Origin of the sequence: Corynebacterium sp. MSK032 (assembly GCF_030232065.1) — a bacterium.
GTDB classification, from domain to species: Bacteria; Actinomycetota; Actinomycetes; order Mycobacteriales; family Mycobacteriaceae; genus Corynebacterium; species Corynebacterium jeikeium_D.
Genome location: NZ_JASPJR010000001.1, coordinates 48513 through 74838, shown reverse-complemented (window position 1 = coordinate 74838; position 26326 = coordinate 48513). Strand labels below are relative to the sequence as shown.

Below are 26326 nucleotides of genomic sequence, written 5' to 3'. Positions count from 1 at the left end.
ACCGACCACCTCAACAAAGGAGTACCGCCCGTGTTCGATAACTTAACCGGCCCCATTCCTCCCACCGGCCCTGATAGCAATGCGATTATCAAAGCCGTCCGAGCAGCATTTTCCTCCTACTTTGAAGAGTCCAACCCCGGCGAAGCCCAGCTGACCTTCCTTGGCTCTGCGCCACTGAAGATGCTGCGCTTCGGACCTGACACAGACCGGATTGTCACCTATGCAACACTGGGTTGCAGTGCCGAGGCGATGCAAGATCCGTCCGCAATGGTGGTGGACACCAACTCTGGCCCGCGTGCCGAACTCATCTTGCCTATTCGTGGTGGACTGGACGAAGTCATCCGCCCGCTGGGTATTCTTGCCGCTTCCCCAAGCATCGAAGGCCTCGTCCTGACCGAGGGGGCACTTATTGACTTCGGCCAGCCACTGTGGGATCAGTCGCGCTTCACCGGTTTTGTGCTGTTCAAGGCAGAAATCCCGCCGGTCGCGGTGGAGGAAACCGAAGTCACAATCTTCCAGCCGGTCCCGGCCACGACCAACGAATTTGCCCTTGCTCGCGCTAAGGGCGTTGACGAACTGCGTCGCGTGTGGGAAACCCAAGGTGTCGACTTCACCGACCCGCACCGCACCAGCGCTGTATAGAAGTTAGCTTTTGTAGTGGTTGCCGGTTATCTGCTCGTCGGCAAGCGATAAGTGCAACCTAGCAGTGACGTTTCGCGCCGCGACAGCGTGGTTTAGAGTATGGAATTATGGCAGTCAATTCGGCTAAAGACGTTCCTTTCCATGCGGCGCAGTCCTTTCGGTGGTGGCGGCTGGCGGTATATGTTTACGTCCCAGCGCTAATCCTCACCGTGGTCAGTTCCCTATTGAAATGGGATGCGACTGTTACGGAAGCGGCAAAGGCCAACAACATCGAGGTTTCTGCTGCACAGACCAGCTTGGCCGTGAGCTTCGCGTTTGCGATTCTCGCGCAGACGGCAACGGCGATTGCGTGCTGGTGGCTTGCTGGCAAACTCCTTGAAGGATCGACTGCAGCGCGCACGGTGCTGTCCGTGGCGGCGGCAGTTTTTGTCATTAATGCATCAATGACGCTGGTCGGAACGATTTCCCAGGTACGCTCCGGAGACTCGTCGGCGCTCGGTTTGATTACAGCTGGCCTGCTGATTGTTGCCTCTATCATCGCCGCAACTGCAACCGCCCAGTCCTACCGCGGCGAGCGTAACCAGAAGTTCTTTGTGACGACGTAGGCAGCTCTTAGAGGTTTGGGGCGGGACGGGGGATACCTTCCAGGGCCTCCACCGTCCGCTTTAGGTCGGCGTACATTTTAGGTATGCCCACTAATACTGAGAGCGCCAGAAAGATTCTGAATGGTCTCGCGTCCACCCAATCCCAGCACGAGGAACTGTACAAATATTTCCACCGGCACCCTGAGCTTTCCATGCAGGAGCACAGCACTGCAGACCGGATTATTCAGGAGCTCGAAGCTTCAGGTATTTCCACAAATCGCGTCGGAGACACCGGCGTCGTTGCCATCATTGAGAACGGTGCCGGGCCGATTGTAGCTATGCGCGCAGACATTGATGCGCTACCGGTGAAGGAGACTTCCGGCAAAGATTACGCCTCCACGGCAACGCAGATTGATGAAAAGACCGGCACAGAGGTCCCCGTCGCCCACGCTTGTGGCCACGACTTCCACCTGATGTCTTTGCTCACAGCGCTGCAGGCTTTCAACGAAAACCTTGATCAGTGGTCTGGCACATTCATCGGTATCTTCCAACCCGCTGAAGAAACCGCCGAAGGTGCACGCGCAATGCTGGCGGCAGATCTGGAGAAGGCTATTCCGCGTCCCGATGTTTATCTCGGTCAACACGTACTAGCTAGCTTGCCCGGCGGCTATGTGGGCACTCGCCGCGGGCCAGTTCTCTCCTCTGCATTCTCGGTCAAAGTCACTGTGTACGGTAATGGCTCCCATGGATCCATGCCGGAGCTCAGTGTCGATCCCGTTGTCTTGGCATCCACCATTGTGATGCGTCTTCAGACGATTGTCTCGCGTGAGGTAGCAGCCACCGAGACCGCAGTGGTGACCGTTGGCGCGATTCAGGCGGGAACTAAGTCCAACATCATCCCTGACTCCGCAGAGCTGCTCATCAACACTCGTGCCTACAACAGCGCCGTGACCGAACACCTCAAAGAGGCAATCGAGCGCATTGTACGAGCAGAGTGCGTTGCTGCCCGCAGCCCTCAAGACCCGCAGTTCACTTACTACGACCGCTATCCCCTCACGAACAATGACGGGGACGCCACGAATACTGTGCGCGAGGCATTCGACGCGTACTTCGGTGATGAAGTCTCCGATTTGGACGCAGTGCCCGCCTCTGAAGATTTCTCAATCATCCCCGATGCGCTTGGCGTGCCATATACGTACTGGGGGCTCGGCGGCTTCGCGGATGAGAGCAGCGCTGTTGGCAACCACAACCCAGCTTTTGCCCCTGACCTCCAACCCACTCTTGACCGGGGCGCAGAAGCAATCGTTGTAGCTGCCTGTGCTTGGTTGGCGAAATGAGGGTGTGATTAGCGAGGCTGATGCGTGCGGCTGCAGGCGAGCTGGTGGATGGTGTAGTGCCGGACTCGTGCGGGGCTGGAGTGCCGGACTCGTGCGGTGCTCGTGCGGGACGGCCGAAAAACCGGGGGTTAAGAGAAAAGTAGACCCCGGTGCACGCCGATTGGACACGCTTCTTGCTACTTAACGCAAAATTTACGGGCTGCAAATGTGAAACTGTGTGAGTTTATGACACTTTGAAGCCGTTTTTCGGGCCATTTCTGTCATAAACGCAGTCAGTAACTCGCATCGCCCCACCGCCGCCGACCATAAACGCAGTCACTAGCGCGCGTTGGGGTTAAGAGACAAATTCTGAGTGATGTGGCAGCATGAAAAAGCCCCCGCCGTTTCAGCGGGGGCTTAGCGTTTGCGCTGGTGATTAGCGCTTTTGTGCGTCTGCGAGAATCTGGCGACCTGCGACCATGCGGCAAATCTGGTTAGTGCCCTCGTAGATCTGGGTGATCTTGGCGTCACGCATCATGCGCTCAACCGGGAAGTCACGGGTGAAGCCGTAACCACCGAGCAGCTGCACGGCATCAGTGGTGACCTGCATAGCAACGTCAGAGGCGAAGGTCTTGGCGTTTGCGGCCATCAGACCCAGGCGAGCGCCGCCCTCAGCAGTGCCACGCTCAGCGTTAGCGGCTGCGGTGTAGACCATGAGACGAGCAGCGTCAATCTTCATACGCATGTCAGCCAGCATGAACTGGGTGTTCTGGAAAGCAGCGATCGGCTTGCCGAACTGCTGACGCTCCTGCACGTAACCAACGGCGTAGTCGTACGCACCCTGCGCGATGCCCAGTGCCTGTGCACCAATAGTCGGGCGAGTGTGGTCCAGGGTCTCCAGGGCAGTCTTGAAACCGGTGCCCTCTTCGCCGATGATGCGGTCAGCCGGGATGCGGCAGTTTTCGAAGTACAGCTCCGCGGTCGGGGAACCCTTGATACCCAGCTTGTGCTCCAGGCCACCGACGCGGAACCCCTCGTCGTCCTTGTGGACCATGAATGCAGAGATGCCGTTGGCACCCTTCTCCGGGTCGGTGACAGCCATGACGGTGTACCAGGTGGAGCGGCCACCGTTAGTGATGAAGCACTTGGAACCGTTGAGGACCCACTCATCGCCCTCACGGACCGCGCGGGTCTTCATGGAACCGGCATCCGAACCGGCCTCACGCTCAGTCAGTGCGTAGGAAGCCATTTCACCGTTGGCGATGTCCGGCAGGACCTTGCTCTTCAGCTCGTCGGAGCCCTTGAGGATCAAGCCCATGGTGCCCAGCTTGTTCACAGCCGGGATAAGAGAAGCCGAGCCACAGACACGAGCAACTTCCTCAATGACAATGCAGGCCGCAACCGAGTCCGCACCCTGACCACCGAACTGCTCCGGCACGTGGACGGCGTTGAATCCAGCCTCGTTGAGAGCCTTCAGGGCCTCCTCCGGGAAACGCTCGTTCTCATCGACGTCCGCTGCGTACGGAGCAATCTGCTTCTCCGCCAGATCACGGATAACGGCGCGGAGCTCCTGGTGCTCCTCTGGCAGCTGGAACAGGTCGAATCCTGGGGTCAAAGCCATGTGGGTGTTCCTCCCGATTTAATGATTCCGATGTCGTGTTCGATATCGCGCTCTACGCATTTCTACGCAGCACTATCACCGCACGACGTATTTATCTTCGTTCGATACTAGTGGCTAACGCTTCGCCCTACCCGCGAAATTCGTAAAATTCTCGCGTTGCCGCTCGGCGCCCACAGAATAAACTGCGCGAGGAATTCCCGCAGCAGCGATGTCGCCCAGTACCTCAACGGCGTATAGGCGCCGACGACACACCAGGGTTCCAGCCCCCGTTCGCGCATGAGCTTCGCTACCCGTGGCGCATGAAAATCACTGGTCACAACAACCGTTCCAGCGCTCAACGCACCGTCCATGCCGCGCATCAATTCGCACGCATAGTCAATGTTTTCCGACGTATTCGTCGATTGGTCCTCGGGGATCAACTCGATGTCGCCGCGCTTTACGACGTCCCCAGCGTTCGCCTCCAACCACTCCACCATGGCGTCCGCTTCGGAGCAGGTGGCATCTGTCACCGCTTCACTGCCGACCCCACCGGAGCAGATGATTCGCTCGGTACGCTCATCACACGCTGAGACTGCTCGCTGTAATCTTCTGGCCAGCAGGGCCGAGGGCCGATTGTTCTTCAATCCGCATCCCAGTACAACCACGGTGTGTGGCGGCAGAGTTGGTTTTTGGGCTGCACATCGAAGGCGAACGGCCTCGAAAACGATCGCTGCGGCTCCTGGTACTGCGAGGCCGGCGAGCAGGGGCGTCGTCAAGCGATGCGATGCGCGAGCGTAGTAGGCGCGGCAGCTGGCCAGTGTCCACGCGGCACCTACTGTGGGAAGAACCCACCGCGGAGGTCTGCGATTGGGCAGGCGTGGTGGGCGTAGCTCCGAATTAGCGGCGACGCGTAGTCCGCCGACGAGGAGCATGGAACCGAAGCCTGCACCGAGGCACGCGAGTGTTTTTCTCATCAGAGCTTCCACGTTAACTGTTCTGGGACGTTGATGGTCCAGTCGACGAGCTGTTGCGGATTGTGCTTCGCCATATGCTGGGATTCCTGCTCGGCCCACATGTCCCAGTGTTCCTCGAAGTGGTCGTCGCGAGCCATGGCACGGGCAAATCGAGTCTGTGTGTCCAGCTCTACCCAGACTCCCCAGGCGTTGCCGTCGCCGATGGCGCGGGCAGCGGCAAGGTTAGCTTCAGTGACAGCGCCGCAGCCTTCGACGATGAGCGAGGAGTCCGGTGGCGTGGGGACCCACTCGGCGAATTCACTGGCGTACCAGTCCCACCGGCGATACCCGCGCTCATCGGCCGGTAGAGCGGGGTTCAAAATGGTCTCCGCAACTGCGGCCGATGCTTTCTGCAGACCGGACCAGCCCGGATATACATCCTCCAAGTGGATAACTGGCCAACCGAGGATACTGTGCAACTTTGCCGAAAGGGTGGTTTTGCCACTGCCGGAACGGCCGTCGATAAGCAGAATCATCGTGATCGAAACACCTTTGCTACGCTACGCCCAGGAAGCGGAACTCCCCGGCCCACACGGAAATACTGATTGCTGCGACGGCGATGGCAAGGCAGGCGGCCATGGTGGCATAGTCACGCGTGGCCAATGTCGAGGTGTGCCACCACGTACGCTTAATCGGTGCGCCAAAGCCGCGGGCTTCCATGGCCGTAGCCAGTTTGGTTCCGCGGCGCAGCGCAAACACCAGCAGAGCGAACACCTGGGAAATAGTGCGGCGGATTGCGCCGTGGTCACCCAAACCGCGTGCTCGACGGGCTCGGGTCAGCGCCTGCCAATCGCTGATGAATAGGCCGACGAGCCGCAAACTCGCCACCGTTGCCAGCACAAACCGGCTGGGCAGCTTGAGAATCTGCGCCAGCCCATTGCCCAGATCGGTGGGGTCGATATTGGCTGTCAACACGACAACTGGAGTACCGATAGCCAGCACACGCAACATAATCGCGATGGCCAGGGAAATAGAATTATCCGTCACATGCGCAAGCAGGAAGGAGAAATACTCTTTGCCCTCCGGGTTGCCGTAGAGCGCCATCGAGATTCCAGAGATGGGCGCGGCGATAAGAAGTGGCAGGCTGCGTCCTAGAAAACGACGAAAACCCAAACCCGACAGCGGCACCAAGAAAAGCGTGCAGACAAGCGCGACCACTGCGGAGACCCAGTCGATGGAAATCAGCAGCGGTGTGGTGAGCAAGAACAGGCCCAGTACTCTCGCTACCGGGTTGACCGTCGCGAGGAAAGGCTGCTTACTCTGCTCGGCGCTCTGCGTACCTTCAGCCGTACCGGCGGAACCGACTTCAGTCACGATGTCCCTCCTGCTTCACCCTGGCCGCGCGAACCTTTACTGCTGCTCGGACCGGCCTGCTCCCCCGAACCACGCTGTCCCGGTGCCGCACGGCCTGACCGCTCCGGATGAAACGCATCCATGTCGACGACGTAGTCCCCCATCGCTTGGACCACCAACGGATCGTGGGTAATCGAAATAACAGTTCGGCCGTCGTCTGCAAGTTGGCGAAGCAAAGTGAGCAGCTCGGTGAATGTCCGGCGGTCTTGGCCGAAGGTCGGTTCGTCGAGAAGCACAATATCCGGCGCTGTCGCCAGCATGGTCGCCACCGACAGACGTCGCTTCTCACCGCCGGAAAGCGAAAATGGGTTCGCCTTGGTCAGCGCCGTCAACCGGAGCCGCTCGAGCAATTCCTCGATGCGCTGATCGGCGTTAACACCGACGAGCTTGGGGCCGAGCTGCAACTCTTCCAGCACGGTGCCGGTGACAAATTGGTGTTCAGGATCCTGGAACACCGTGCCGATACGAGTAGCCAACTTCTTCGACGGCCACTTCCACGGCGTGCTACCGCTGCCTGCCACTTGGACCGTCCCCGCCATCGGCTCAAGCAGACCGCCGAGCGTCAGCGCTAACGTGGACTTCCCGCTGCCGTTGTGACCAACGATGCAGGTGGAAGCTTCGGATGGGATAGAAACGGATACTCCGCGAGCAATAGGCTCAACAGTTTCGCTACCCCTGAACCACGACTTCTTCGCGCCATAGCCGATGTCCAGCTCGCGGGTTTCGATCGCGATGTCACCGCTAGGGTGCCCGTCCTGGTCGCAGGTAACTGAACGCGCATCCGGCAGCGCGGGCGGAGCACCCGGAATCCACACCCCAGCATCCGTCAGAGCCTGCCCGTAGTCTTCCAAGACCCGATGCGGTGCACCATCGGCAATCACACCTCCGCGGCCCAGCACGATGATGCGGTCGACCACATCGACCCACGCATCCACTCGATGCTCGACCACAATCAGTGCCGCACCGGTCCTCTCCGCCGCGGTAATCGCAGCATCGCGTAGTACCGGCACACCGGCCGGGTCGATGTTGGCCGTCGGCTCGTCCAAACAAATGACCCGTGCGCCCATTGCCAGCACACCTGCCAATGCGAGGCGCTGCTTCTGCCCACCCGAAAGCCTGTGCGTGGGATGATCCAGCGGCAAATCCAGCCCCACCAAATCCAGGCTGGCGCGCACTCGGTTGCCAATCTCAGCTGGGGCAACGCCCAGGTTTTCCGCACCAAAGGCAACATCGTCGCCAACGCGAGCACTAATCGTCTGCGAGTCAGGGTCTTGCAGCACCAAGCCCACCGCGCCCCGTGCGGAAGCAGGAGTACGACCTTCAATCAGGAGCTTTCCGGTGGCTTCGCCATCGGAGTCGTCGCCAAGCACGCCAGCAATAGCGGCGAGCAGCGTCGACTTCCCCATCCCAGACGCGCCGAGCAACAGCACCTTTTCACCGCGCTCGATGTCCAGCGTGATGTCGTTCAGTACTGCAGCTTTGCGCCCCGCGTGCCGATATCCGAACCCCCGCGCGCTCACCGCAGGGACATTTCCGCTTGACGACGGCCCCCGCGTCAACGACTCATCTGTCATCGATTTTCCTAGACGTCGTCGTGTCGCTCTCGCCCGATGGCAAAACGATCCAGCGCTCCAGTTGCCGCCAGTGCCTTAGCCAGGAAGTAAGCCAGCAGACCGGCGAGGACGGCACCCGACAGCGCTGTGGAGATTAGGTAGATGACGTTGAATTCGAAAGTCTTGGCCAGGTTGCCGGTGAAAAGCTCAAAAGTCCACGCGCCGACCCCTGCCATGAGACCCGAGATAACCACGGTGACCAGGTTGTAGCTCTTATACGCCAAAATGAGGAACACCAGCTCCGCGCCGAGCCCCTGCGCCAAACCTGAGTACAGGGTGGAGATACCCCACTGGTTACCGATCAGTGCTGAAACCGTCGCCGCGATTACCTCGACGAAGATAGCGGCACCCGGCTTGCGAATGATGTACGCGCCGAGCGGACCACCGAGGAACCACATACCAGCGACCAAACCGCCAAGACCAGGAGTAAGCGCGTTGACGGCTTCATAGCCCGCACCGCCGATGATGTTCCAGATAACAAAAATCAGGCCAACGGCCACGCCGATAACAGCTGCAATGATGATGTCAATATTGCGCCACGAGAAGTTAGCGCGCGCTGCACTCGCCGATTGCGTCATCCCACTTGCTCCTATTTTTCTTTAACTCGAGCGGCATTGCTCAAACATTATTGATGTATTCATTAGCGGCGTATGAAGCCTGTGTCGACACGCCCTAAGCACTAACTTTTGCCTACCCTACCGCGCCCAGCAGATGGCCTAGATAACATAAGGAACCATGACTAAAGCCGAGCGGTCATCTACAGGAGATACCCCAACTGCCCAAACCCCTCATACGCCGACAGTGGGCGATGAGGGGACAGTCGCGGATTCCGCAGTGAAAACTGCCGAGGCCCCTGGTGCTGACAACACCGCTGAGCAGGAAAGTTCTCGCCCATACTACATGCCCACATTGACGTGGGGCGAGAGACTTGACCTGTCTGCGAAGCAATGGTGGCCTCTCATCGGAGTTGTTATTGCGATACAGCTTGTCGCTCGCATTCTGGTGCTGACTAGCCATGGTTTTTACTGGGATGACTTCATCATTGTTGGCCACCTTTACGACACCCCACTGCTGAGCAAGGACTACCTGCTTCAGGATCACGACGGGCACCTTGCGCCACTGGCTTTCTTGGTGCAAGGCCTCTATCACCTCATCGCGCCGTGGAACTGGTGGCTACCGGCTATCACCATGGCCGTGATGTCGGTAGTGCTGACATACGCCACAGCTAAACTCTTTGAGCTTCTCACCGGCCGCACGCTGGTGTCTCTCTTCCTCATCACGGTCGTCGCCTGGACTCCGCTGATGCTTCCGGGCGACACCTGGTGGTCGGCCGCGGCCAATTCCCAGCCGTTCCACCTAGCATTCGTGGTTTTCATGATTGTCGCTATTCGCACGACTATGCGTCGTTCCTTCGGCCCTCGCCCGTGGGAGGCCGTAGGCCTGTTCGTGCTGCTGGCCGTGGCGCTCGGGTTCTTTGAGAAGTCCCTGGCTATCGCGCCGATTTCCATGCTGGTTGTCGTCACGTTGGCTTACATGGAACGCAGAAATATCCTGCAGGTTCTCCGCCGTGGCCTCGTCATCTGGATCCCATCGATGCTGCTGACCGGCGCCTGGGCACTGTGGTACTACTTCGGCCCCGCCGAAACCACTGGCTTCATTTCCGACAAGCTACAGCCCGAACTGTTCTTCAACGGCCTCGGCCAGATTTTTGCCGGCATCATCGGCGGACCAACAAGCTGGGAACGCTGGGCTCCGGGACAGCCGTTTGCCTCCGCTTCGTCTCAGCTGATTACTCTCGGCGGCATTATCCTGTTGATTCTGTCCGCCACCCTCATTGGCCGCGATTACCGTGGCTGGGCTCCGTGGACGCTATCGGTGGCGTACATGTTCACCACCTTGTTCGCCATCACCCTGTTCCGCTCGGGAGAGAACACCTCTGGCGTGCTGGCGCACACTTTGCACTACTACTCTGATGTCGCGCTCGTGATCGTAATCTGCGTCGCGATCTCCCTGGCTGGACTCCCACCGAAGGACGAGGCGCCAGCGCTGCTACCGGCTCGTACGCACATTCTGATTTGGTCGCTGGGCATCGCGCTGGCTGTCACCTCCACGATTTCCGTGGTCACTTACCGCAATGCCTGGTCTGATGACATCGCAATGGAGTGGATCGGCAACACCAAGGCGTCGCTGTCCACGCTGCGCGAGGAAGCCGATGCCGCTGGCCCCGACAAGGCAATCGACTACAATCTCATCGACCAGCCCGTCCCCTTCGAAGTTCTCGTGCCCGTCGCCGCTCCGATGAACATGTACTCGCGGGTGTTTGATGCGGTCTCCGATCGCCCGCCGTTTGAGCGCGTCACCGGTCACCCGCGCATGTTCAATACAGACGGTTCGCTTATCGACGCCAAGGTCTCCGAGGTCACCCGTGTCACTGACGGCCCTGTCGAGCAGTGTGGCCATCGCATCACAGTTGGCGAGGACGGCACTGCGTCGGAGGACATCAAGTTGGAGAACATCATCAAGCTCGGTGACTGGGTGCTTGAGTTCCCGGCCACCGCCTCCGAGGACATGGATGTGCGCCTGTCGCTCCCCAATCCTTTCGAGACTGAAGAGCAAACCCGCGGTGGTTCCACAGTCGTGAAGATGAACAACGATCTGCGACCGCGCTATGTGTACCTCAACGGTGGCGGAAATACTCTCCATGTCGATGTGGAAAAGGCGACTCCGGGGGCAACCCTATGCATCGGCGCGGGGGCGATTGGCCCCTTGGTTCCCGCAAGCCGTTAAGAATCCTCTAAGATATTGCTTTAAGATAATGTGAGAAAAGTTTATTAGCCCCTTGTAGCTATTGTTTTTCCGACAGAGGAGCCACATCCATGCGTAACCGCATCGCCGGCGCTATCGCCGCATCCGCCATTGCCGCAGCAGCCCTGGTCGCTTGCTCTCCCCCGAATCAGGTTGACTCGGACGTGAAGGTCGGCGACCAGGCCAACCCGTCGGAGACCTTCGAGCAGAAGGCCACCACTCCGGCATCCTCCGACGAGATGACTCCTGTTGAGACCGCAGAGATGTAATCACTGCATCTGCGAAAACCGGGGTAGCTAGCAAACATAAACGCAGTCACTACCCCTTGTGCCCACTCATCGATGGGGCGCGAAAGAATTACCGCCCGGACATTGTGTCCGGGCGGTTTTGGTTCTCCGAGGGCAGCCTAGAGCCGCCAAGAGAGCCTAGGAAAACTCAAATTCCACGTGGTCACCATCACGGATCACGGCGCTGGTTGCGCCGTTTTCCAGGTTCAGCTCGACAACGAGCGAGGGCATCTCGCCGGAAGCTCCAGTCTCGCCCAAGGCCTCGGCAGCATCGTCCACGAGCGCCGCGTCGGTTGCGGTCACGCGGTAGCGAAGAAAACCATTGCGCAATTCATCAGTCTCCACGCGAGCGGAGTGCAACCATGGGAACCGGCGTCGCACCGCAACGAGCTGCTGGTAAGCGCGGTAGAGATCCGCGCCAAGCGTAGAGAGTTCCTCCGGACTATCCGGGAACACTGGACGAATCTGGTCGTCACCGCCGATGCGTTCCTCTTTGAGACCGGTATAGCCCTGTTCGTCACCGTAGTAGACCAGTGGCACACCGGCCACGGTAAACAGCACCGCTGCCGCCAGCACGGCCTTGTCGGCCCCTACCTGTGTCGCAATGCGTGAAACATCGTGGTTTCCCACAAACGTCACCGGCACAAAAGACTCCGCGAAGGTGTTATGGCGCTTCAGAGTCCAGTCCAACTCGAAGAAGTTTTCCTCCTTCAGCGCCGACCAGGTCGCTTTCCACAGCTCGTATTCCGTCACCGAGTCCATGCCGGACACCGACACAATCTCCGCATAGTCGCCGTGGATGACCTCCCCGTAGATAAAAGCATGCGGGTGCTCAGCACGCACTCGCGGCAAAACCTTGTGCCAGAACTGTGGATCCACTGCGTAGGCCGCATCCAGGCGCCAGCCATCAATCCCCCGCGCCAGCCAGTAATTCATGACGTTCACGACAAAATCAACAGTCGCGTCACTGGTGTGATCGAATTCGACCAAACTCTCATGTCCCTCAAACACCGGCGCGGTCATGTCGCCATCTGAGTGCGTAAACGCAAAGAGCTGTGCTTCTTCAGAGTCAGGGTTTTCCTTCGCGGTCTTCAGCGCGGGCGCCTCTGACCCGATGTGGTTGAAGACACCGTCGAAAAGCACTTTGATGCCGCGCTCATGGGCAGCTTCGATGACGGCCTTCATGTCCTCTTCGGTGCCCAGGCGCGAGTCGATGCGGTAGTAGTCCTCGGTATCGTAGCCGTGGCTAGTCGACTCGAATACTGGCGCCAGCTGCAGGACGTTGAGCCCGAGCTCCTGGACGTACGGAAGCCAGTCAATCAGTTTGCGAATTCGATTGACCGGCGCGGCGCCTCGATCCTTCTCACGGATGGGCGCTCCCACAAACCCCAGTGGATAGACGTGCCATCCAATCGCCCACTTCGTCCACTCAGGTGCGGCGCCAGCGAGCGTCTTATCAGGGGCGTTGGGGGTAGTGGACATTGTCCTATGCATCCTCTCTAGGTGCCTGAGGCTGATTGGAATTATCTGGTGCCGTCGCAGCCTCAGGGGTCGGTGAGGTCTCCCCCGCCGATTCGCTTGACGACGCCCGCGCCTGGCCCGCATGCGACTTCGGCGTGCCAAGGCCTGCATTCCGCGGCCGTGGAGGCACGGAACCTGCTGCGGGCATGGTCGGAGATGCGACAGGGCGCTCCGGCGGTTGGCTCTTCGACGGGTTCAGTGCATCCAGCGCGATTTGAATTTCCGTGCGCATGCCGCTGACCATGGCTCTCTCCACAATTTTAAACCTGGAGTTGTGAAGAAAGAAGGGATTACCCGCTTCCGGGCCACCGGTGCCGAGGAACATGTAACAACCCGGCGCTTCACGGGAAAAATACGAGAAATCATCCGAAGGAGCCCACGGATCGGCAGCGAACACCTTGGACTTGCCAACCGCCTTCGTCGCCGCATGCCACGCACGATTGACCGCAATGTCGGCGTTGACCACCATCGGGTACGGAATCTGCCAGTCGAAAGTCGCCTGTGCACCGTGAGCCTGGCAGACGCCGTTGACGACGGCCTCGATACGCTGGCAGACAATCTCCCAGTCGGCCTCATCCACCGAGCGGATGGACACTTCCAGGTTGGCCGTATCCGGAATCACGTTGCCGGCCTCACCTGAATGCAGTGAGCCGACATTGACAATGTTCATGTGCTTCGGATCCACATCGCGGGAGACAATCGTGTTCAGCATGAGAGTCGCCTCGCTGGCGATGAGCACCGGGTCAATCGACAGCTGCGGGTTCGAGGAGTGTCCGCCACGGCCACGAATCGCGATGGAGACGATGCCCGACATAGTTGTCACTCGCCCAGCGCAGATTCCCACATGCCCCACCGGATGCGGCGCGACGTGGAAGGCATAGACCTCATCTAAGTCATCGGCGGCGCCCTTGTCGACCAGCTCACGAGCACCGCCCGGCAGCATTTCTTCGGCGTGCTGGAAGATGCACAGCACCTTGCCGTGCAGTTGATCGCGCATTCCAGAGAGCACCTTCGCCGTGCCCAGCAGCATCGCCGTGTGAACATCATGCCCACAGGCGTGCATCACACCTGGCGTGCGCGAGGCGTACGGCAGTCCCGTTTCCTCCTGAATCGGCAGGGCGTCAATATCCGCGCGGTAGCCAATCACACGGCCAGTGCTGGGGTCGCCCGCTGTTCCCTCGATGACGCCAATTACGGACGTCGGGGTCAACCGGTACGTCGGGATGTCCCACTGATTGAGCAAATCCTCAATCATGTCCGAGGTCCTGTACTCCCGGAAGCTCAGCTCCGGATTCTGGTGCAGTTGGCGACGCCATGCCACCGCCTCTTCGATAGGTACTTCAAGGCGGTGCGACGGCAGGGTGTCGTTAGCATCAGTCATGGTTCATAGCATGACAGAAAATAGGCTCCACGACGAGCAGCTACGGAAATTCCCTCACCCATTTTCGCTTCACGACGGCCACAGCGCCCCAACATCTCCACTGCTAGAGACGACTTCAGCGCTGCCAGCGAGCTGCTAGTGTCCGGCACCCCAGAAATCCACGGTGAGTTCGGCCAACCACCATGGATCAATCGTGCCGCACATCTCACGCGCCGAGTGCATGGAGACCATCGCAGCTCCGATATCGATGGTGTCGATACCCAGTCGCGTTGCAGTGATCGGGCCGATAGTGGAGCCGCATGGCTTGTGGTTCGCAGATACAAAATACTGCACCGGCACTTCCTGGCCAATGCGCTTGGAGGTTTCCGCTGCGATTCGGACAACCTCGGCCTGACCAACCGCCGTGGTGGCGTAGCGCTGGTTGGCATTGATCTTTACCACTGGGCCAGCATTGAGCTCCGGCTGGTGCCCCGGCTCGTGTTCGCCTGCATAGTTCGGGTGCACACCGTGTGCGCCGTCGGCCGAGAGACAGATGGAACCGCGGTAGAGCTGCTGGGTGCGTTCCAGGTCAGCGCCTGTAGCCGCTGCGATGCGGGACAGAACGTCGGCAAGCAGTGGACCTGCAGCGCCCGTAGTGGAGGCGGACCCGACTTCCTCGTGGTCGAAAGCGACCATGACGGGGATGGTGGTTGACGTGCTCCAGTTTTGGCGGAGCAAGGTCTCGAAGGCAACCAGGGAGGAGTGGACGCTGAGCAGGTTGTCGAGTCGACCTGAAGCCAGGAACTCATCGTGAGCACCGAAGGTGCGCGGCTGCTGGGTGTCGAAGGAAATGAGGTCCCAGGCGACGATGTCGTCGATAGACAGGCCCGCAGCATTGGCGATGACCTGGTACACATCGGTGCCGAAAGTATCCAGTCCGATGATTGGTGCAGTGTGATTCTGCTTGTGGAGCTTCAACCCCTCTTCGTTAACCGCACGATTGAGGTGGATAGCCAACTGCGGAATACGCGCAACCGGGCCAGTGCGAGCAAGGTGCTCATTGCCGCTTTTATCAATTACCCGACCGGCGAACTCAATTTCGCGGTCGGTCCAGCTTCCCAACAACGCGCCGCCGTAGACTTCAACGGCGACCTGCGTATAGCCTGCGGCGGAGGTGCGCGCGTTGGGCTTCACACGAAAACCGGGCGAATCCGTGTGGGAACCCACAATACGGAAACCGGTGAAATCGGCAGCCGGCGTCTCCGGGACGATCCAAGCAACGGCAGCGCCATCGCGACGCAGGACGTAGGCACCGGGTTTACTTGGCCACTGTTCGTGCTCATCGATGACCGTGGCACCGGCTGCACTCAGACGGTCAACGACCTGTTGTGCCGCATGAAATGAGCTTGGCGACGCAGCCACAAAATCAATTAAATCCTCAACGTGACTGAGCGCTGCCGCCGGAACTCTGCGCGATGCCGCTCCCGAGGTATCCGCCGAATCCGGGGACTCAGGGGTGGGTGCCGAAGAAATAGCCATAACCAAACTCCTACTTCACATTTGATTCCGGATTTCATTGTATTGGAGCCCACAACTGACCGTGACCGAGCATTGAGCCGGTCCACAGTGTGATGCAGCTTTCATGTTGGGAACGGTATCCACTTAGTCACTTTTGCCCGTTTTAACTCGATATCGGGCATATTCAGACATATAGTGGCAACCGCATCAAAGAAAACCATTTGAATACAGAACCTCTCAAACCGGAGTCCCGACCGGATTCCGACCACAGAAAGGGTTTATACCGTGAGCCTTGAAAACCTGTTCCCCCGCTCTTTCACTACCAAGCGCGCCTTTTTCTCTCAGCCGCTGCGCGAGGCTCTTACCCGCGACACCAGCAGTGACGCTAACGCAGTCCACTTCGGCCACCAGGTTAAGAGCGCCCGAAACGAGATCTACAGCGACATGTCCGCCCGTGACATCGTCTCTATGCTGAGCCGCTAAATCTAGCGCTTCCTCAAGTCGAATAAGACCATTGGCTCTGGCTGAGGAAATTTCAACGTCTCCGCGGCAGCTAATTCACTGCCAAAACCAGCTCCAACCTCGCCTGCATCACCATCGCCGTACCGATGTACCGCAAATGCGTGGCAGCCACCAACAACTAGCATCAATGCCAGCGTCAAGAGCATCGCAGTAATCCCCGAGTACACAAATCCGCCGGTATACGGCGTAGCAGCAATCGGGTTTGTCACAGGAAACGTCAGCAGGACCACTAGCAACGCAATACCGATATACGGCCACTGTCTGGTCAATCGGGTCCGCGCCATGGCGGCCAAACCGAACACAGACGTGACCAGCATCAACATGTAGTGGGTCCAAAGAATCGATGAGAATGTAGCTGCAATAAGCCACGCGCCCGTGATCAGAAATTCAAACCGGTAGACCGGGTTCAACCACGCAACTGCCGTGACCATCAACACCACGCCAAGCGCAATACACAGCGGAATCGTTTTCACGTGACTCGGGTAATCACGAACCACTGTTACTAATAAATCAGGTTTGCCCAGGTCTGTGGCTAAAGTCGACGCCAACGACTGATTCGCACCGCCGACCAAGACCGATGAACCAATGTCGCCGATTCGATCAATCCAATCCGAAATTACCGACATATCAACGCGGATAAACATCCAGACCGCCAGTACCGCCGTGGTGGCCAGCGACCAGAGGGCTGCGCGCCGTCGATAAGCGAAAAAGAGCATCACAGCGATGAGCGCATACGGAGTCAATTTAATGGATGCGACGATGCCGAGCACGATGCCCGCGAGCCAAGGACGAGTGCGCGAGGCAGCAAGACCATAGGCGACACCCGCGACGATCAGCGGTGTCGTCTGACCGATCCAGAACGAATTAATAGTGGTCGGCAGAGCGAATACGCATGCGGTAACCAGCGCTGCGATACCCCAGGGCATGGTGGACCGAAACCACAGGTGGTAGGAAGCTACGACGAGGACCACGACGGCCATTCCGGAGAGAAACAGCAACCAAGCAACCGAGGTTTCAAAGCTCATGACGTGGGATATCACTCCCAGAGCCTTTGCGAACAAAGGGTTTTGCACAAAGGGATGCGTAAATGGCGCAGACACTTCCTGCGCCAGGCGTGGCCAGACCTCTCCACTCATGGCAGTGAAATCGATTGGATCGGCGTCATAAAGATGGGACTCAAGTCCCCTGTCCATAAGTAGCCCGCCTACCCAGAGCGAAGCCCAATCGTCCGGCTGAGTACGACCATTCCAGGCCAACAGCGAGGCAAGACCACCGAGCTGCGAGACCAGAATAAGAGGCCAGCTCATCACAGGCGATTGCGCCAGCGCGGGGGTCTGACTGGGTTTGCGAGCCCGCATTTTTCGCGAGACCTGTGACCGAGACTTCGCAGCAGCACGTTGCGACTCCGCAGCCTGTGACGATGCGCCATCCTGTGACACAGGTCCTTCTGCCTGACTATGCCGTCCCACGTTCCTCCTCATCGCTGGTAAGCGCCTCTATCTAATGTAGTGATTCCAATACGGCAGTGGTTACACCCCGCAAGAACCCACAAGGTATGACCGCTTACTTTGAACAAAGTGCCAGGAGGACGACAGTTGGCGGCCGTGATGGCCGGAGGACTATCGAATCTGTGAAATAGTGCCGATGGTCGTAATCAGCTGATCTCCATCGCTGTCGACCACGGCGGCTATGGGCATGCGCTCCATCTCATCCGGGCCGACATCGTAGCCCTGCGAGACCTCTGCCGTAATAATCTTTCCGGTCGGGCCTTCCTCAATGCGCGGATTACGAACGACCACATGAACCAGACTGAACTTCGCGGTGATGTGAACTTCTCCGCGGTAGCTCTCCCCTTCGACATCACTGTTGTCATTGTCGCGGGTGAATGAGACGACACCGGCCTCAGGCTCTAGGGCACCGTTCTTGGCAGTGACGCCACCACCCAGTGCGCCGAATACCTTCTCCAGCGCAGATACAGAAATTACTAAATCCTCGCTGGAGGGAGCCGGGGCATTCTTGCCCGGAGCATCCGAATAATTCAACGGGATGTAGATTTCCTCGGCCTCATTAATGGAGCCGGCTGCCGGGTAAACATAAATGCCCCAGTTTTCACCAGCTGGGGTCTCTGGCGGGTCAACAACAATGCGAGCCTCAAAGCTGCCGTCATCTGTCATCGGAGTGGCTTGACGAGCGATAGAACGTCGCATGTCGACGCCCTGGTTCGGTATCGCCTCGAGAGTTCCAGCCGGCGTGACCCAGGCAATGTTGTCGTGCGGATGTTTCCGCGACGAGGACGGAGCACCTTCACTTGGCTTCCAGGAGTCTGGGAACGCACTGTAGAGAACGTAAACGCCATTGGGCACACCCGGAGGAATTGGAAGCGGGTAACCACCACGGTTGGCCGACGGATTAAAACCACTGCCGCGAACAATGAGAACATCGCCGCGATGAACTGTGGCGCCTTCAGCTGGTGTGCCGTCCTCAAAAGTGACAGAAACTTCCGGGGATTCGACATACTGCGGATCCTGCGGCTGGAAGTTCTCCGCTGGATTAATCACATTGGGAAAGTTGTCTGGCACGATTGGCTTCGCAGTTTCAGCCATTGCTGGGGACACAAACGCTGAAAGGACCATGGCGCCGGACAGCGAAACCGCAGTAACACCTCTGCGCGCACTCTGCCTCACCGGTCGACGCTTGCCTTCTCCAACGGGCGATGATTCGGAGCCGGACGAAAGGCGAGTTTCGTGAGCCCCCGCAAGATGGCGGTGGGAATGATCGAAAGTCAAGAACTTCAGACTGTGCATACAAGCAATGTACACCCCACTAGTTAGGTTTACCTAACGCCTTTATGAAGGTGCGCCTTACCCTCCCCCGTTTGAGGCTCAACACTGAGGCCGGCAGAAATAGCTGAAAACAAAAGAAAACCGCGGCCAAGCCCAATAGAGCTCGACCACGGCTTACTTCAGCAGCTTCTAAGACAACCAGCTACTCCGCGGTAATCGGCAGGTAGACGCGGCTCCCCTGATCAGCGAACTCCTGGGACTTCTCAGCCATGCCGGCCTCGATCGCTTCAACGGAGTCCAGGCCGTGTTCCTTCGCGTAGTCCTGTACATCCTTGGAAATACGCATGGAGCAGAACTTCGGACCACACATGGAACAGAAATGCGCAGTCTTTGCCGGCTCTGCAGGCAGAGTCTCATCGTGGTAATCCAGCGCAGTGTCCGGATCCAGAGCCAGTGCAAACTGGTCATGCCAACGGAACTCGAAGCGGGCCTTCGACAGCGCGTCGTCACGCTCCTGAGCGCGTGGCAGGCCCTTTGCCAGGTCAGCGGCGTGCGCAGAAATCTTGTAAGTAATCACGCCGACCTTGACGTCGTCGCGGTTCGGCAGACCCAGGTGCTCCTTCGGCGTGACGTAGCAAAGCATGGCGGTGCCAGCCTGCGCAATGATGGCCGCACCGATAGCCGAGGTGATGTGGTCATAGCCCGGCGCGATATCGGTTGCCAGCGGGCCGAGGGTGTAGAACGGAGCTTCCTCACACCACTCCTCTTCCCACTTCACGTTGTCGGCGATCTTGTGCATCGGAACGTGGCCTGGACCTTCGATCATGACCTGGCAGCCGCGGGACTTGGCAATCTTGGTCAGCTCACCGAGGGTGCGCAGCTCAGCCAGCTGAGCCTCATCGTTAGCGTCGGCAATGGAGCCCGGACGCAGGCCGTCACCGAGGGAGAACGTGACATCGTACTGCGCCAGAATGTCGCACAGCTCAGCGAAGCGCGTGTAGAGGAAGCTCTCCTGGTGATGCGCGAGGCACCATGCGGCCATGATTGAGCCACCGCGGGAAACAATGCCCGTCACGCGATTGGCGGCCAGCGGCACGTAGCGCAGCAGCACACCCGCGTGAACGGTCATGTAGTCCACGCCCTGTTCACACTGCTCAATAATGGTTTCGCGGTAGATTTCCCAGGTCAGCTTGGCCGGGTCACCCTTGACCTTCTCCAGCGCCTGGTAAATCGGCACCGTACCAACCGGCACCGGGGAGTTACGCAGAATCCACTCGCGGGTTTCGTGAATGTCCTTACCAGTGGACAAATCCATGATGGTGTCCGCGCCCCAACGGGTCGCCCACACCATCTTCTCCACCTCTTCGGAGATGGACGAAGTCACAGCCGAGTTACCAATGTTGGCGTTGATTTTGGTGGCAAAGCGCTTGCCAATAATCATCGGCTCGGTCTCCGGGTGCTTGTGGTTGGCCGGAATCACGGCGCGCCCCGCAGCAACCTCTTCGCGCACAACTTCCGGATCCACATTTTCACGAGCGGCAATGAATGCCATCTCTGGGGTGACAATTCCCGCACGAGCCCATGCCAGCTGCGTCTTGACCTTCGGGGCGTCCTCAGACCCCGCAACCGCCGGCACCGCCGGAGCCTTCGGCCAAGAGTCACGAGTCTTAGCCAACCCCTCCTTCAGATTCAGTTCCGGGTTTTCCTCAGTGTAAATACCCGAGGTGTCGTATGCATCGAAGTGAGTGCCGTCCGTCAGATTGATTCGACGGACTGGAATGCGCAGGTTCGCCTCACCGAAATCGTTGCTAAACGCAACCTCGTCGTAATGCTTGTTGCTGCGGTAAATCGGGCCAGTTGTAACCTCGCCCTCTTTCGGTGGAGCGGATACAGATACACGTGCGGCCATGAAGCAACACATCCCTTTCCTACGCTGGTATTACCCAGATTCAGGTTCGTCCGGTCGACGCTCGATCCCTAGCGTCCTCTCAGTGCCGGAATTTCGGTTGGCACTCCCGTGGTTTTGTAATGCGCCTCATAGTCTAACCAATCGTTCGGATTACTTCGGTCATTACACCCGCGCTGTCCACCAACGCTTAACGACGCCCCGGAGAACGCACCCCAAAGGTGCAGGTGGTGGCTACGCAGAGGCGTCGTTTTGCACGGCGACCGCGTTGTCCACACCCCCTAAAAGTTATCCACAGCCGGTCTATTTTTTCGGCTTCTCAGCAAGCGCAATTGCGACCGCGGTGTTATATCTTTCTCACACAAATTCTTTGGGGAGGGAAAATTGAAAAAGGCGACTACTGCCGCCCTACTGTCAGCACTTCTATGGGGAATAACGGGGACTAGTTGCGCATCGACCGAGGCATCCGGCGAGGACGTTCAACCTGTCGGCGACAATGCGACAACCATGACTACTGACTCGGGCGTGACGTTACCTGCGGGTGTGCTTCCACCCAACAATCCGCCGGAGCCCGGTGATGCTCCACTTGGTCCCGATGGGCACTACAACTACGACGCACCCGAATTCGTCCTGACCAATCCGTGTGACGACCCTGCGATTATGGGGCGTTTAGACAGGCTGGGGTTCCAGGAGCAGACGTACATGGAGGGCCGAATCGAAGGTAATAAACAGATTGGCTGCGTTATCGAATCCGACGCTTCCGGCCTGTTGAGCATCTGGCATGCCGCGGTCGCTCACTCGCAACTCGAGCGCTACAGTGCCGAGCCTTTGGCTCATCACGAAGGAATTTTCAATTGGGTGACATTCACTCAAACAGAACCGCTCGGAAGCTCTGCCTGTATTGCTTCTGTCGAAACAGAACAAGGGGCTCTCGGATTCGTTATCGACACAACCGGACAAGATAGCCCTGACCCACAGCACCGACGATGCGCTCCTGTAAATGAGCTGTTAATTGATTACTTGGGGGAAGAATCATGATGCATGCCGTAATTCCAACAATCGACTCTGCAATTCAGAAGTTCAGTATTACGAATGTTCTAGCAAGCGGTTCCAGATTTATGCAGCCCAACTTGGCCGGCTACTCACAGGTTCCGTCACTCCAGCTGGTGGCGACAGAACACAGTCTCGCAATTTCCGGCAGTTCAGGAAGCTCTGCCGCCGTCGGCTTGTCTCTGGGCAAACAACTCACCTGGGCGCAAACGAATCTCGCTGACTTCCGTCGCGTGATTACTGAACACGAATCCACCATGAATCGGATTCTTCGAAGCATTAACCCGTTCAATGGTGACGGCGCTTCCCTTGCTGAAGTAGCGCGAACAAGCGGTGTATTTCAGCGTCGGCCGATGTTTGAAGCTGGAAGTCTCACTTTCGCGCCAGTCACTCTTTCTGCGGAACTTGGTCTCGATGCGAAGTCCCTACTATCCATGTTTTCCTCGACAAATGACGGTGCCGTAGCCGAGGCAATCGCCTACTGGAACAACTTCGCCGACACTATGACCACGTTGGCCAGCAATCTAACCTCCATCTCATCCGGCTTGGTGTCGAGCAACAGCGGTGCTGTTTTCTCTGCTGCGGATACGACAATGAAAGGTCTGGCCGCACGCGCTACCAGCATCGCCACCGCATCGGAGGTCATGGCCGGGCACCTTGCCGTATTGCCATCTGTGAAAGCGATGGCCGTCAATGCACTATCAGCGATCGAAGCCGAATCCAAGGCACTCCCAAACCCTGGCGCGCAAAAGGCTTTTGAACAGGCCGAGGTAGCAGCCTTTCTCTCTGGTCCGTATACCGCACAGCTACAGACAGCTATTCCCCGAATTCCTAACCTGGTTTCTGCCGATGCGGGAAGTGGTGTGACTGCCGAGGTGTCCGTTGGGGCCACAGTCGCCGGGCGTTCTGGAACTAGCCAGTTCAGCCTTTCGCCTGCGGGGATGACTGGAAGCATGCAGGCCGCCAGCACACCAGTTGGTGCCACCTCAACTGTTCCGGATTCTCCAACACCACAATCCACATCCGCGAGCCCTTCCGCTCCTTCGCACGTGCAACCGAGCACTTCGACTTTGTCGAACCCCACAAATCCGTCTGCTGCCCCTGTGCACCCAGCATCACTTAGCAGCCCAACGAGCTCCACAATCTCGCCAACATCCCCGACCGGTACATCAACCATGGCTCAACCGAGCACGGCGAATCCAGCCATGGTCACCCCTTCGGGAGCGAGCGCCCCACTTCAACGCACATCACCGCAAGGAGTCTCGCCTTACGGAGTTCACGGCAACCGGCCGGCTGGCCCTCTCGGCGCAGGACGCACTGCGGGGCTCACACCAGCGGGCAATATCCCGGCACTGCCGCCTTCTGGAAACGCAAGCCCCCGTCCACCGGCCTCGGGACTTCCGACTTCGAGTCCTGGTCGTATGCCAGCGCCAACAGCGGGGCGCGGGATGGGAACCGGCTTGGGTCCCGGGGTTGCTGGTTCTGCCTTGCCAAACGCCTCGAATAGCCCTTCACAGCGCGGAAGTGGATTGATGAATTCCCTAATCAGCGCACGCAACAGTACTGCTACCGGAGCTACGGGTGCTGCTGGCGGAACCGCGGGCGCCGCTGCTGGAAACCGTGGCGCAGGGTCTTTCGCGGCCACCACTGCGGGCAGCCGTGGCGGACTGCTCCAAAAGGGCTCCGCACCGTCGGCACGCAAACTGACAAACGTGGCCACCATCAGGGATAACGATGCCGGCGCTTTCGAGCAGAACGAATACCAGAAGGAGCTTTTCGGGGATGCGCCAATTACTATCCCGGCGGTGATTGGTCACAACGTCCGATCGTAAAGCTCCGACCGTAAGCCTCCGAGCATAAAGTCAGCGCGCAAAAGCTGATCTTTACCCGCTCGGGCGCCACGGGGGATCAGGCTGGCGATCGACGACGTCATCACGATCTTCGCGCCCGGCTCCAACAGTGGCACGAACGCACGGCAGCCGCAGACCGCCCCGAGCAGGTTGATGTCGAGCGCGCGGTGCCACGTGTCCATGGTGACGTTCTCGATCGCCCCGCCGACCGCGATGCCCGCGTTGAGCACGAGCACGTCCACCGCGCCTATCGCCGCGGCCGCCGCCTCCCGGTCCGCGTCGGAGGTGACGTCCAGCTCGCGGTAGGTGCACGCATCGCCGAGCTTGACGACGTCCTCGTTCGCCGAGTCATGCAGATCGGTCGCGATGACCGAATCGCCGCGTGCGACGAAGCGCTTGGCCAGTTCGAGGCCGAAGCCGGAAGCGGTGCCGGTGATGAGCACGCGCCGCAGGCCGCGTGGTTCGGGGGAACGGCCGAAGGGGCCCTCGCCGGATGCGGCGGCGAGGCCGGTCCGGGCCGGCGAAATCGCTCCGCCCGTGCGGCGGTCAACCCCGTGTACGGATCTACGTGAGCATCGACAGCAGGAACACGGAGTCCTCGTCTGCGTCGACCCGGTGTGGGACCATGGTGGGCAGGTGTGCGACGGTCCCCGGCGTGAGGACCTCGGTGCGGTCGCCTACGGTGAAGCGCACCTGGCCCTCGATGCATTGCACCATAATCGGGTGTGCAGCGCGGTGATCGGGCAAGGCCTGGCCGGAGCGGAAACGCATGGCGATGATGTTTACCCCGTCGGCCGTCTGCAGACGTTTCACCGCCGGGCCGTCGCCGTCCTTGGCGGGCGGAGCGGCGGCGACGACGTCATGAAGGCTCAGAGCCTCCGGATCGGCGGTCAATTCAGCTTGCTGGTCGTCGTCGAGGAACTCAATCTCGGGCCCGCGTCGGACGGCGGGCGATGCTTCGCGCCCGCTTTCGGAAGCGTTGGAAACGGCACCCGTCGCATCGGCGGCGTCGGCGGAATCGGCGGTGTCGCGCAGACGGGCCACGATGCCTATCGAGGCGAGGGCGTCGTCGTTCTCGACGAAAACGCTGCGCATGCCGAGAACGCGCTTACGCGCCGCGGGGTGCTTGATCATGTTGCCTGCGATGCGGGCAACTCCGGAGATCCCTTCGTCTTCGATCATCTGGGAGGGCTTGAGCAGGCCCATCTCCGCAATGCGGACGTGCTCGACCTCGAATCCGTGTTCTTCGAGGAGGTTTCGCCACTCCGCGACGGTGAGTGGTCGGGCGTTGACCCGGATGGCCTTGGACATCGCGATGCGAATCTCATCTTTCGTCGCCGCATCCAGGTCGTCGGGGGTCAACGCCAGTTCGTGGATCGCGTAGCGGCCGCCGGGAACGAGAATCCGACGAACCTCGTCGAGAATCGCCGCCTTGCCCTTGTCGCCTTGCATGGTGAGCATCGCCTCGCCCACGACGGCGTCCGCCGAGTCATCGCCGAGCCCCGTCGCTTGGGCCTTGCCTTCGGTGACCCGGCCCCTGTGGCCAACGACCTTGCCGGTCGTCTTGGCGGCGTCGGGGTCCTCGTCGATGCCGACGTAATCCCCCGGTGCGCGATTCAAGATTTCCGTCGCCGTAATCCCCAGTCCCGGTGCGAGTTCGACGACGCGGGCGTCGGTGAGGCGAGCCCGGTCGAGAATCCACTCCGTCATCTTCCGGCCACCGGGTCGAAGGACCTTTTTGCCCAGTCGGGCCAGTAGCCAGTGGCCCTGGAGTTGTTCGAAATCTCTGTCGCGTGCATTCATGGTGCGTCTCACTCGTCGTGTGGCCGGGCCGACGGTGTCGGCGACTGCGCCGGCCCGTTAACCCGCATGTAAAATACTGCTTTAGCAATTAACTTAGCCTTACCTGGCATATTTGTCGAGGGGTTGGCCCGAAACGCCGAACCGGGCCGTTGCAACGTAGATGTCCGACGACCCGGTCGATCCGAAAAAGGCGAGGTACCTGTCCTTCGGCGTCTGGTCTATACCGTCATCCGGTGTCGTTTGGTGGGCTCAGTCGATGCTGCGGTCCATGGTCCAAGCCAGCACCTCGGCATCGTTGATGGCGGTCATGGGCAGCGAGTCGACCTCGTCCGAATCCGCTGAATTCGATCCGTCGGCCGTGATGCGGGCAACGTCGCCGTCGTAAAGCGTCTCGTCGCCGAAGGATGCCGAGCCGCAGGCGACGAAGAAGTGGGTGAACCGCGACAACGGCACGTCGATGGTGCGGCCTGCGGGAACCCGGCCGATGCGCAACGTCGCGCCGGTGGTGCCGATGGTCAGCGGCGCGAGGCCCGGTGTGCCCGACGCGACCGGGACCAGCGTGCCGTCGGTGAGAGCATCGTTGAGGTCGACCTCGTCGTGGGAGGGAGCGGCACCGAGATCGTCGGGCGGCAACCAGGCCTGGACGACCCGCAACTTCTTGCCGTCGAGGTAACCGGAGGCATTGAGCTCGGAGTGGCGGATCCCGCGCCCGGCGCTGATTCGCTGCGCCATGCCGGGGTCCCTATGTGGATTGTCAATAGTCAGGCGGGACTTTCACGTACATCGTATGGTGGTGTAGC

The 26326-nt window shown here is 59.4% G+C and carries 24 protein-coding genes and 1 riboswitch; of the genes, 8 read left to right on the top strand and 16 right to left on the bottom strand.

Annotation, left to right across the window (positions count from 1 at the left end; all coding sequences use genetic code 11):
* Nucleotides 1-30: 30 nt before the first annotated feature.
* The 3 genes from QP995_RS00360 (at nt 31) to QP995_RS00350 (ending at nt 2563) form a co-directional block, all read left to right on the top strand.
* Nucleotides 31-642 carry a suppressor of fused domain protein gene (locus QP995_RS00360; RefSeq protein WP_070767383.1) on the top strand — a complete coding sequence of 204 codons (612 nt, stop codon included), beginning with the start codon at nt 31-33 and terminating at the stop codon, nt 640-642.
* A gap of 107 nt (nt 643-749) precedes the next feature.
* Entirely contained in the window at nt 750-1247 is a 498-nt protein-coding gene (locus tag QP995_RS00355; protein WP_048732907.1) for a hypothetical protein, read from the top strand.
* A gap of 83 nt (nt 1248-1330) precedes the next feature.
* Nucleotides 1331-2563, top strand: coding sequence for an amidohydrolase (locus QP995_RS00350; protein WP_284852792.1), 1233 nt, complete (start codon nt 1331-1333; stop codon nt 2561-2563).
* Between the two features lie 415 nt (nt 2564-2978).
* Here QP995_RS00350 and QP995_RS00345 read toward each other — a convergent pair whose 3' ends face one another.
* The 6 genes from QP995_RS00345 to QP995_RS00320 all read right to left on the bottom strand — a co-directional run bounded on the left by QP995_RS00345 (nt 2979) and on the right by QP995_RS00320 (nt 8699).
* Nucleotides 2979-4163 carry an acyl-CoA dehydrogenase family protein gene (locus QP995_RS00345; RefSeq protein WP_016422383.1) on the bottom strand — a complete coding sequence of 395 codons (1185 nt, stop codon included), beginning with the start codon at nt 4161-4163 and terminating at the stop codon, nt 2979-2981.
* 107 nt (nt 4164-4270) lie between these two features.
* Nucleotides 4271-5116, bottom strand: coding sequence for a YdcF family protein (locus QP995_RS00340; protein WP_049193650.1), 846 nt, complete (start codon nt 5114-5116; stop codon nt 4271-4273).
* Entirely contained in the window at nt 5116-5631 is a 516-nt protein-coding gene (locus QP995_RS00335) for a nucleoside/nucleotide kinase family protein (RefSeq protein WP_070566832.1), read from the bottom strand. Before QP995_RS00335 ends, QP995_RS00340 begins: the two co-directional genes overlap by 1 nt.
* A gap of 19 nt (nt 5632-5650) precedes the next feature.
* Entirely contained in the window at nt 5651-6469 is an 819-nt protein-coding gene (locus QP995_RS00330) for an energy-coupling factor transporter transmembrane component T family protein (RefSeq protein WP_070566834.1), read from the bottom strand.
* Entirely contained in the window at nt 6466-8082 is a 1617-nt protein-coding gene (locus tag QP995_RS00325) for an ABC transporter ATP-binding protein (protein ID WP_284852791.1), read from the bottom strand. Before QP995_RS00325 ends, QP995_RS00330 begins: the two co-directional genes overlap by 4 nt.
* Before the next feature lie 8 nt (nt 8083-8090).
* Entirely contained in the window at nt 8091-8699 is a 609-nt protein-coding gene (locus tag QP995_RS00320) for an ECF transporter S component (RefSeq protein WP_048732921.1), read from the bottom strand.
* Between the two features lie 157 nt (nt 8700-8856).
* On the opposite strand from QP995_RS00320, the gene QP995_RS00315 reads away from it, so the two are divergent.
* Together QP995_RS00315 and QP995_RS00310 are read left to right on the top strand one after the other, a co-directional pair.
* Nucleotides 8857-10908, top strand: a complete 2052-nt coding sequence (locus QP995_RS00315) for a DUF2339 domain-containing protein (protein ID WP_284852790.1) — start codon at nt 8857-8859, stop codon at nt 10906-10908.
* Between the two features lie 89 nt (nt 10909-10997).
* Complete coding sequence (locus tag QP995_RS00310; protein WP_048732925.1) at nt 10998-11195, top strand: hypothetical protein; 198 nt, start codon at nt 10998-11000, stop codon at nt 11193-11195.
* A gap of 156 nt (nt 11196-11351) precedes the next feature.
* On the opposite strand, the gene QP995_RS00305 is transcribed toward QP995_RS00310, so the two are convergent.
* The 3 genes from QP995_RS00305 to QP995_RS00295 form a co-directional block, all read right to left on the bottom strand.
* Nucleotides 11352-12695, bottom strand: a complete 1344-nt coding sequence (locus tag QP995_RS00305; RefSeq protein ID WP_284852789.1) for an alpha-amylase family protein — start codon at nt 12693-12695, stop codon at nt 11352-11354.
* A gap of 4 nt (nt 12696-12699) precedes the next feature.
* A complete protein-coding gene (locus QP995_RS00300) occupies nt 12700-14115 on the bottom strand; it encodes a M20 metallopeptidase family protein (protein ID WP_284852788.1) in 1416 nt (471 codons plus the stop codon).
* 135 nt (nt 14116-14250) lie between these two features.
* A complete protein-coding gene (locus tag QP995_RS00295) occupies nt 14251-15633 on the bottom strand; it encodes a M18 family aminopeptidase (RefSeq protein WP_284852787.1) in 1383 nt (460 codons plus the stop codon).
* 264 nt (nt 15634-15897) lie between these two features.
* On the opposite strand from QP995_RS00295, the gene QP995_RS00290 reads away from it, so the two are divergent.
* On the top strand, nt 15898-16095 hold the full coding sequence (locus QP995_RS00290; RefSeq protein WP_048732933.1) for a hypothetical protein: 198 nt from the start codon (nt 15898-15900) through the stop codon (nt 16093-16095).
* Nucleotides 16096-16097: 2 nt separating this feature from the next.
* Here the strand turns inward: QP995_RS00290 and QP995_RS00285 are convergent, their stop codons facing one another.
* The 3 genes from QP995_RS00285 to thiC all read right to left on the bottom strand — a co-directional run bounded on the left by QP995_RS00285 (nt 16098) and on the right by thiC (nt 20826).
* A complete protein-coding gene (locus tag QP995_RS00285) occupies nt 16098-17573 on the bottom strand; it encodes a glycosyltransferase family 87 protein (protein WP_242451377.1) in 1476 nt (491 codons plus the stop codon).
* Nucleotides 17574-17753: 180 nt separating this feature from the next.
* The gene (locus QP995_RS00280; protein WP_224784255.1) at nt 17754-18737 is read right to left on the bottom strand and encodes an HtaA protein; all 984 of its coding nucleotides are present in this window, start codon (nt 18735-18737) and stop codon (nt 17754-17756) included.
* A gap of 382 nt (nt 18738-19119) precedes the next feature.
* On the bottom strand, nt 19120-20826 hold the full coding sequence (gene thiC, locus QP995_RS00275; RefSeq protein WP_284852786.1) for a phosphomethylpyrimidine synthase ThiC: 1707 nt from the start codon (nt 20824-20826) through the stop codon (nt 19120-19122).
* A riboswitch (TPP riboswitch) is annotated at nt 20825-20946 on the bottom strand. It overlaps the preceding gene by 2 nt.
* Nucleotides 20947-21330: 384 nt before the next feature.
* Here thiC and QP995_RS00270 point away from each other — a divergent pair.
* On the top strand, nt 21331-21861 hold the full coding sequence (locus tag QP995_RS00270; RefSeq protein WP_241482348.1) for a hypothetical protein: 531 nt from the start codon (nt 21331-21333) through the stop codon (nt 21859-21861).
* A 490-nt stretch (nt 21862-22351) separates the two neighbouring features.
* Here the strand turns inward: QP995_RS00270 and QP995_RS00265 are convergent, their stop codons facing one another.
* A complete protein-coding gene (locus QP995_RS00265; protein ID WP_246820052.1) occupies nt 22352-22597 on the bottom strand; it encodes a hypothetical protein in 246 nt (81 codons plus the stop codon).
* A gap of 808 nt (nt 22598-23405) precedes the next feature.
* Here QP995_RS00265 and QP995_RS00260 point away from each other — a divergent pair.
* Nucleotides 23406-23705: a hypothetical protein gene (locus QP995_RS00260; protein WP_224784042.1), complete on the top strand. Its 300-nt coding sequence runs from the start codon at nt 23406-23408 to the stop codon at nt 23703-23705.
* Here the strand turns inward: QP995_RS00260 and QP995_RS00255 are convergent.
* The 3 genes from QP995_RS00255 to QP995_RS00240 form a co-directional block, all read right to left on the bottom strand.
* On the bottom strand, nt 23687-24166 hold the full coding sequence (locus tag QP995_RS00255; RefSeq protein WP_070566844.1) for an SDR family oxidoreductase: 480 nt from the start codon (nt 24164-24166) through the stop codon (nt 23687-23689). The genes QP995_RS00260 and QP995_RS00255 overlap by 19 nt on opposite strands.
* Nucleotides 24167-24287: 121 nt before the next feature.
* Complete coding sequence (locus QP995_RS10860; RefSeq protein ID WP_083280599.1) at nt 24288-25526, bottom strand: methyltransferase domain-containing protein; 1239 nt, start codon at nt 25524-25526, stop codon at nt 24288-24290.
* Between the two features lie 249 nt (nt 25527-25775).
* On the bottom strand, nt 25776-26258 hold the full coding sequence (locus QP995_RS00240; RefSeq protein WP_048732946.1) for a pirin family protein: 483 nt from the start codon (nt 26256-26258) through the stop codon (nt 25776-25778).
* Between the last annotated feature and the right edge of the window lie 68 nt (nt 26259-26326).

Bases quoted from the DNA above. Each gene is read 5' to 3' on its own strand.
- QP995_RS00310 (WP_048732925.1), top strand. From the start codon at position 10,998: ATGCGTAACCGCATCGCCGGCGCTATCGCCGCATCCGCCATTGCCGCA.
- QP995_RS00305 (WP_284852789.1), bottom strand. From the start codon at position 12,695: ATGTCCACTACCCCCAACGCCCCTGATAAGACGCTCGCTGGCGCCGCA.
- QP995_RS00335 (WP_070566832.1), bottom strand. From the start codon at position 5,631: ATGATTCTGCTTATCGACGGCCGTTCCGGCAGTGGCAAAACCACCCTT.
- QP995_RS10860 (WP_083280599.1), bottom strand. From the start codon at position 25,526: ATGAATGCACGCGACAGAGATTTCGAACAACTCCAGGGCCACTGGCTA.
- QP995_RS00295 (WP_284852787.1), bottom strand. From the start codon at position 15,633: ATGGCTATTTCTTCGGCACCCACCCCTGAGTCCCCGGATTCGGCGGAT.
- QP995_RS00340 (WP_049193650.1), bottom strand. From the start codon at position 5,116: ATGAGAAAAACACTCGCGTGCCTCGGTGCAGGCTTCGGTTCCATGCTC.
- QP995_RS00350 (WP_284852792.1), top strand. From the start codon at position 1,331: ATGCCCACTAATACTGAGAGCGCCAGAAAGATTCTGAATGGTCTCGCG.
- QP995_RS00260 (WP_224784042.1), top strand. From the start codon at position 23,406: ATGAATTCCCTAATCAGCGCACGCAACAGTACTGCTACCGGAGCTACG.
- QP995_RS00315 (WP_284852790.1), top strand. From the start codon at position 8,857: ATGACTAAAGCCGAGCGGTCATCTACAGGAGATACCCCAACTGCCCAA.
- QP995_RS00320 (WP_048732921.1), bottom strand. From the start codon at position 8,699: ATGACGCAATCGGCGAGTGCAGCGCGCGCTAACTTCTCGTGGCGCAAT.
- QP995_RS00345 (WP_016422383.1), bottom strand. From the start codon at position 4,163: ATGGCTTTGACCCCAGGATTCGACCTGTTCCAGCTGCCAGAGGAGCAC.
- QP995_RS00240 (WP_048732946.1), bottom strand. From the start codon at position 26,258: ATGGCGCAGCGAATCAGCGCCGGGCGCGGGATCCGCCACTCCGAGCTC.
- QP995_RS00300 (WP_284852788.1), bottom strand. From the start codon at position 14,115: ATGACTGATGCTAACGACACCCTGCCGTCGCACCGCCTTGAAGTACCT.
- QP995_RS00280 (WP_224784255.1), bottom strand. From the start codon at position 18,737: ATGGCTGAAACTGCGAAGCCAATCGTGCCAGACAACTTTCCCAATGTG.
- QP995_RS00355 (WP_048732907.1), top strand. From the start codon at position 750: ATGGCAGTCAATTCGGCTAAAGACGTTCCTTTCCATGCGGCGCAGTCC.
- thiC (WP_284852786.1), bottom strand. From the start codon at position 20,826: ATGGCCGCACGTGTATCTGTATCCGCTCCACCGAAAGAGGGCGAGGTT.
- QP995_RS00325 (WP_284852791.1), bottom strand. From the start codon at position 8,082: ATGACAGATGAGTCGTTGACGCGGGGGCCGTCGTCAAGCGGAAATGTC.
- QP995_RS00270 (WP_241482348.1), top strand. From the start codon at position 21,331: ATGACTACTGACTCGGGCGTGACGTTACCTGCGGGTGTGCTTCCACCC.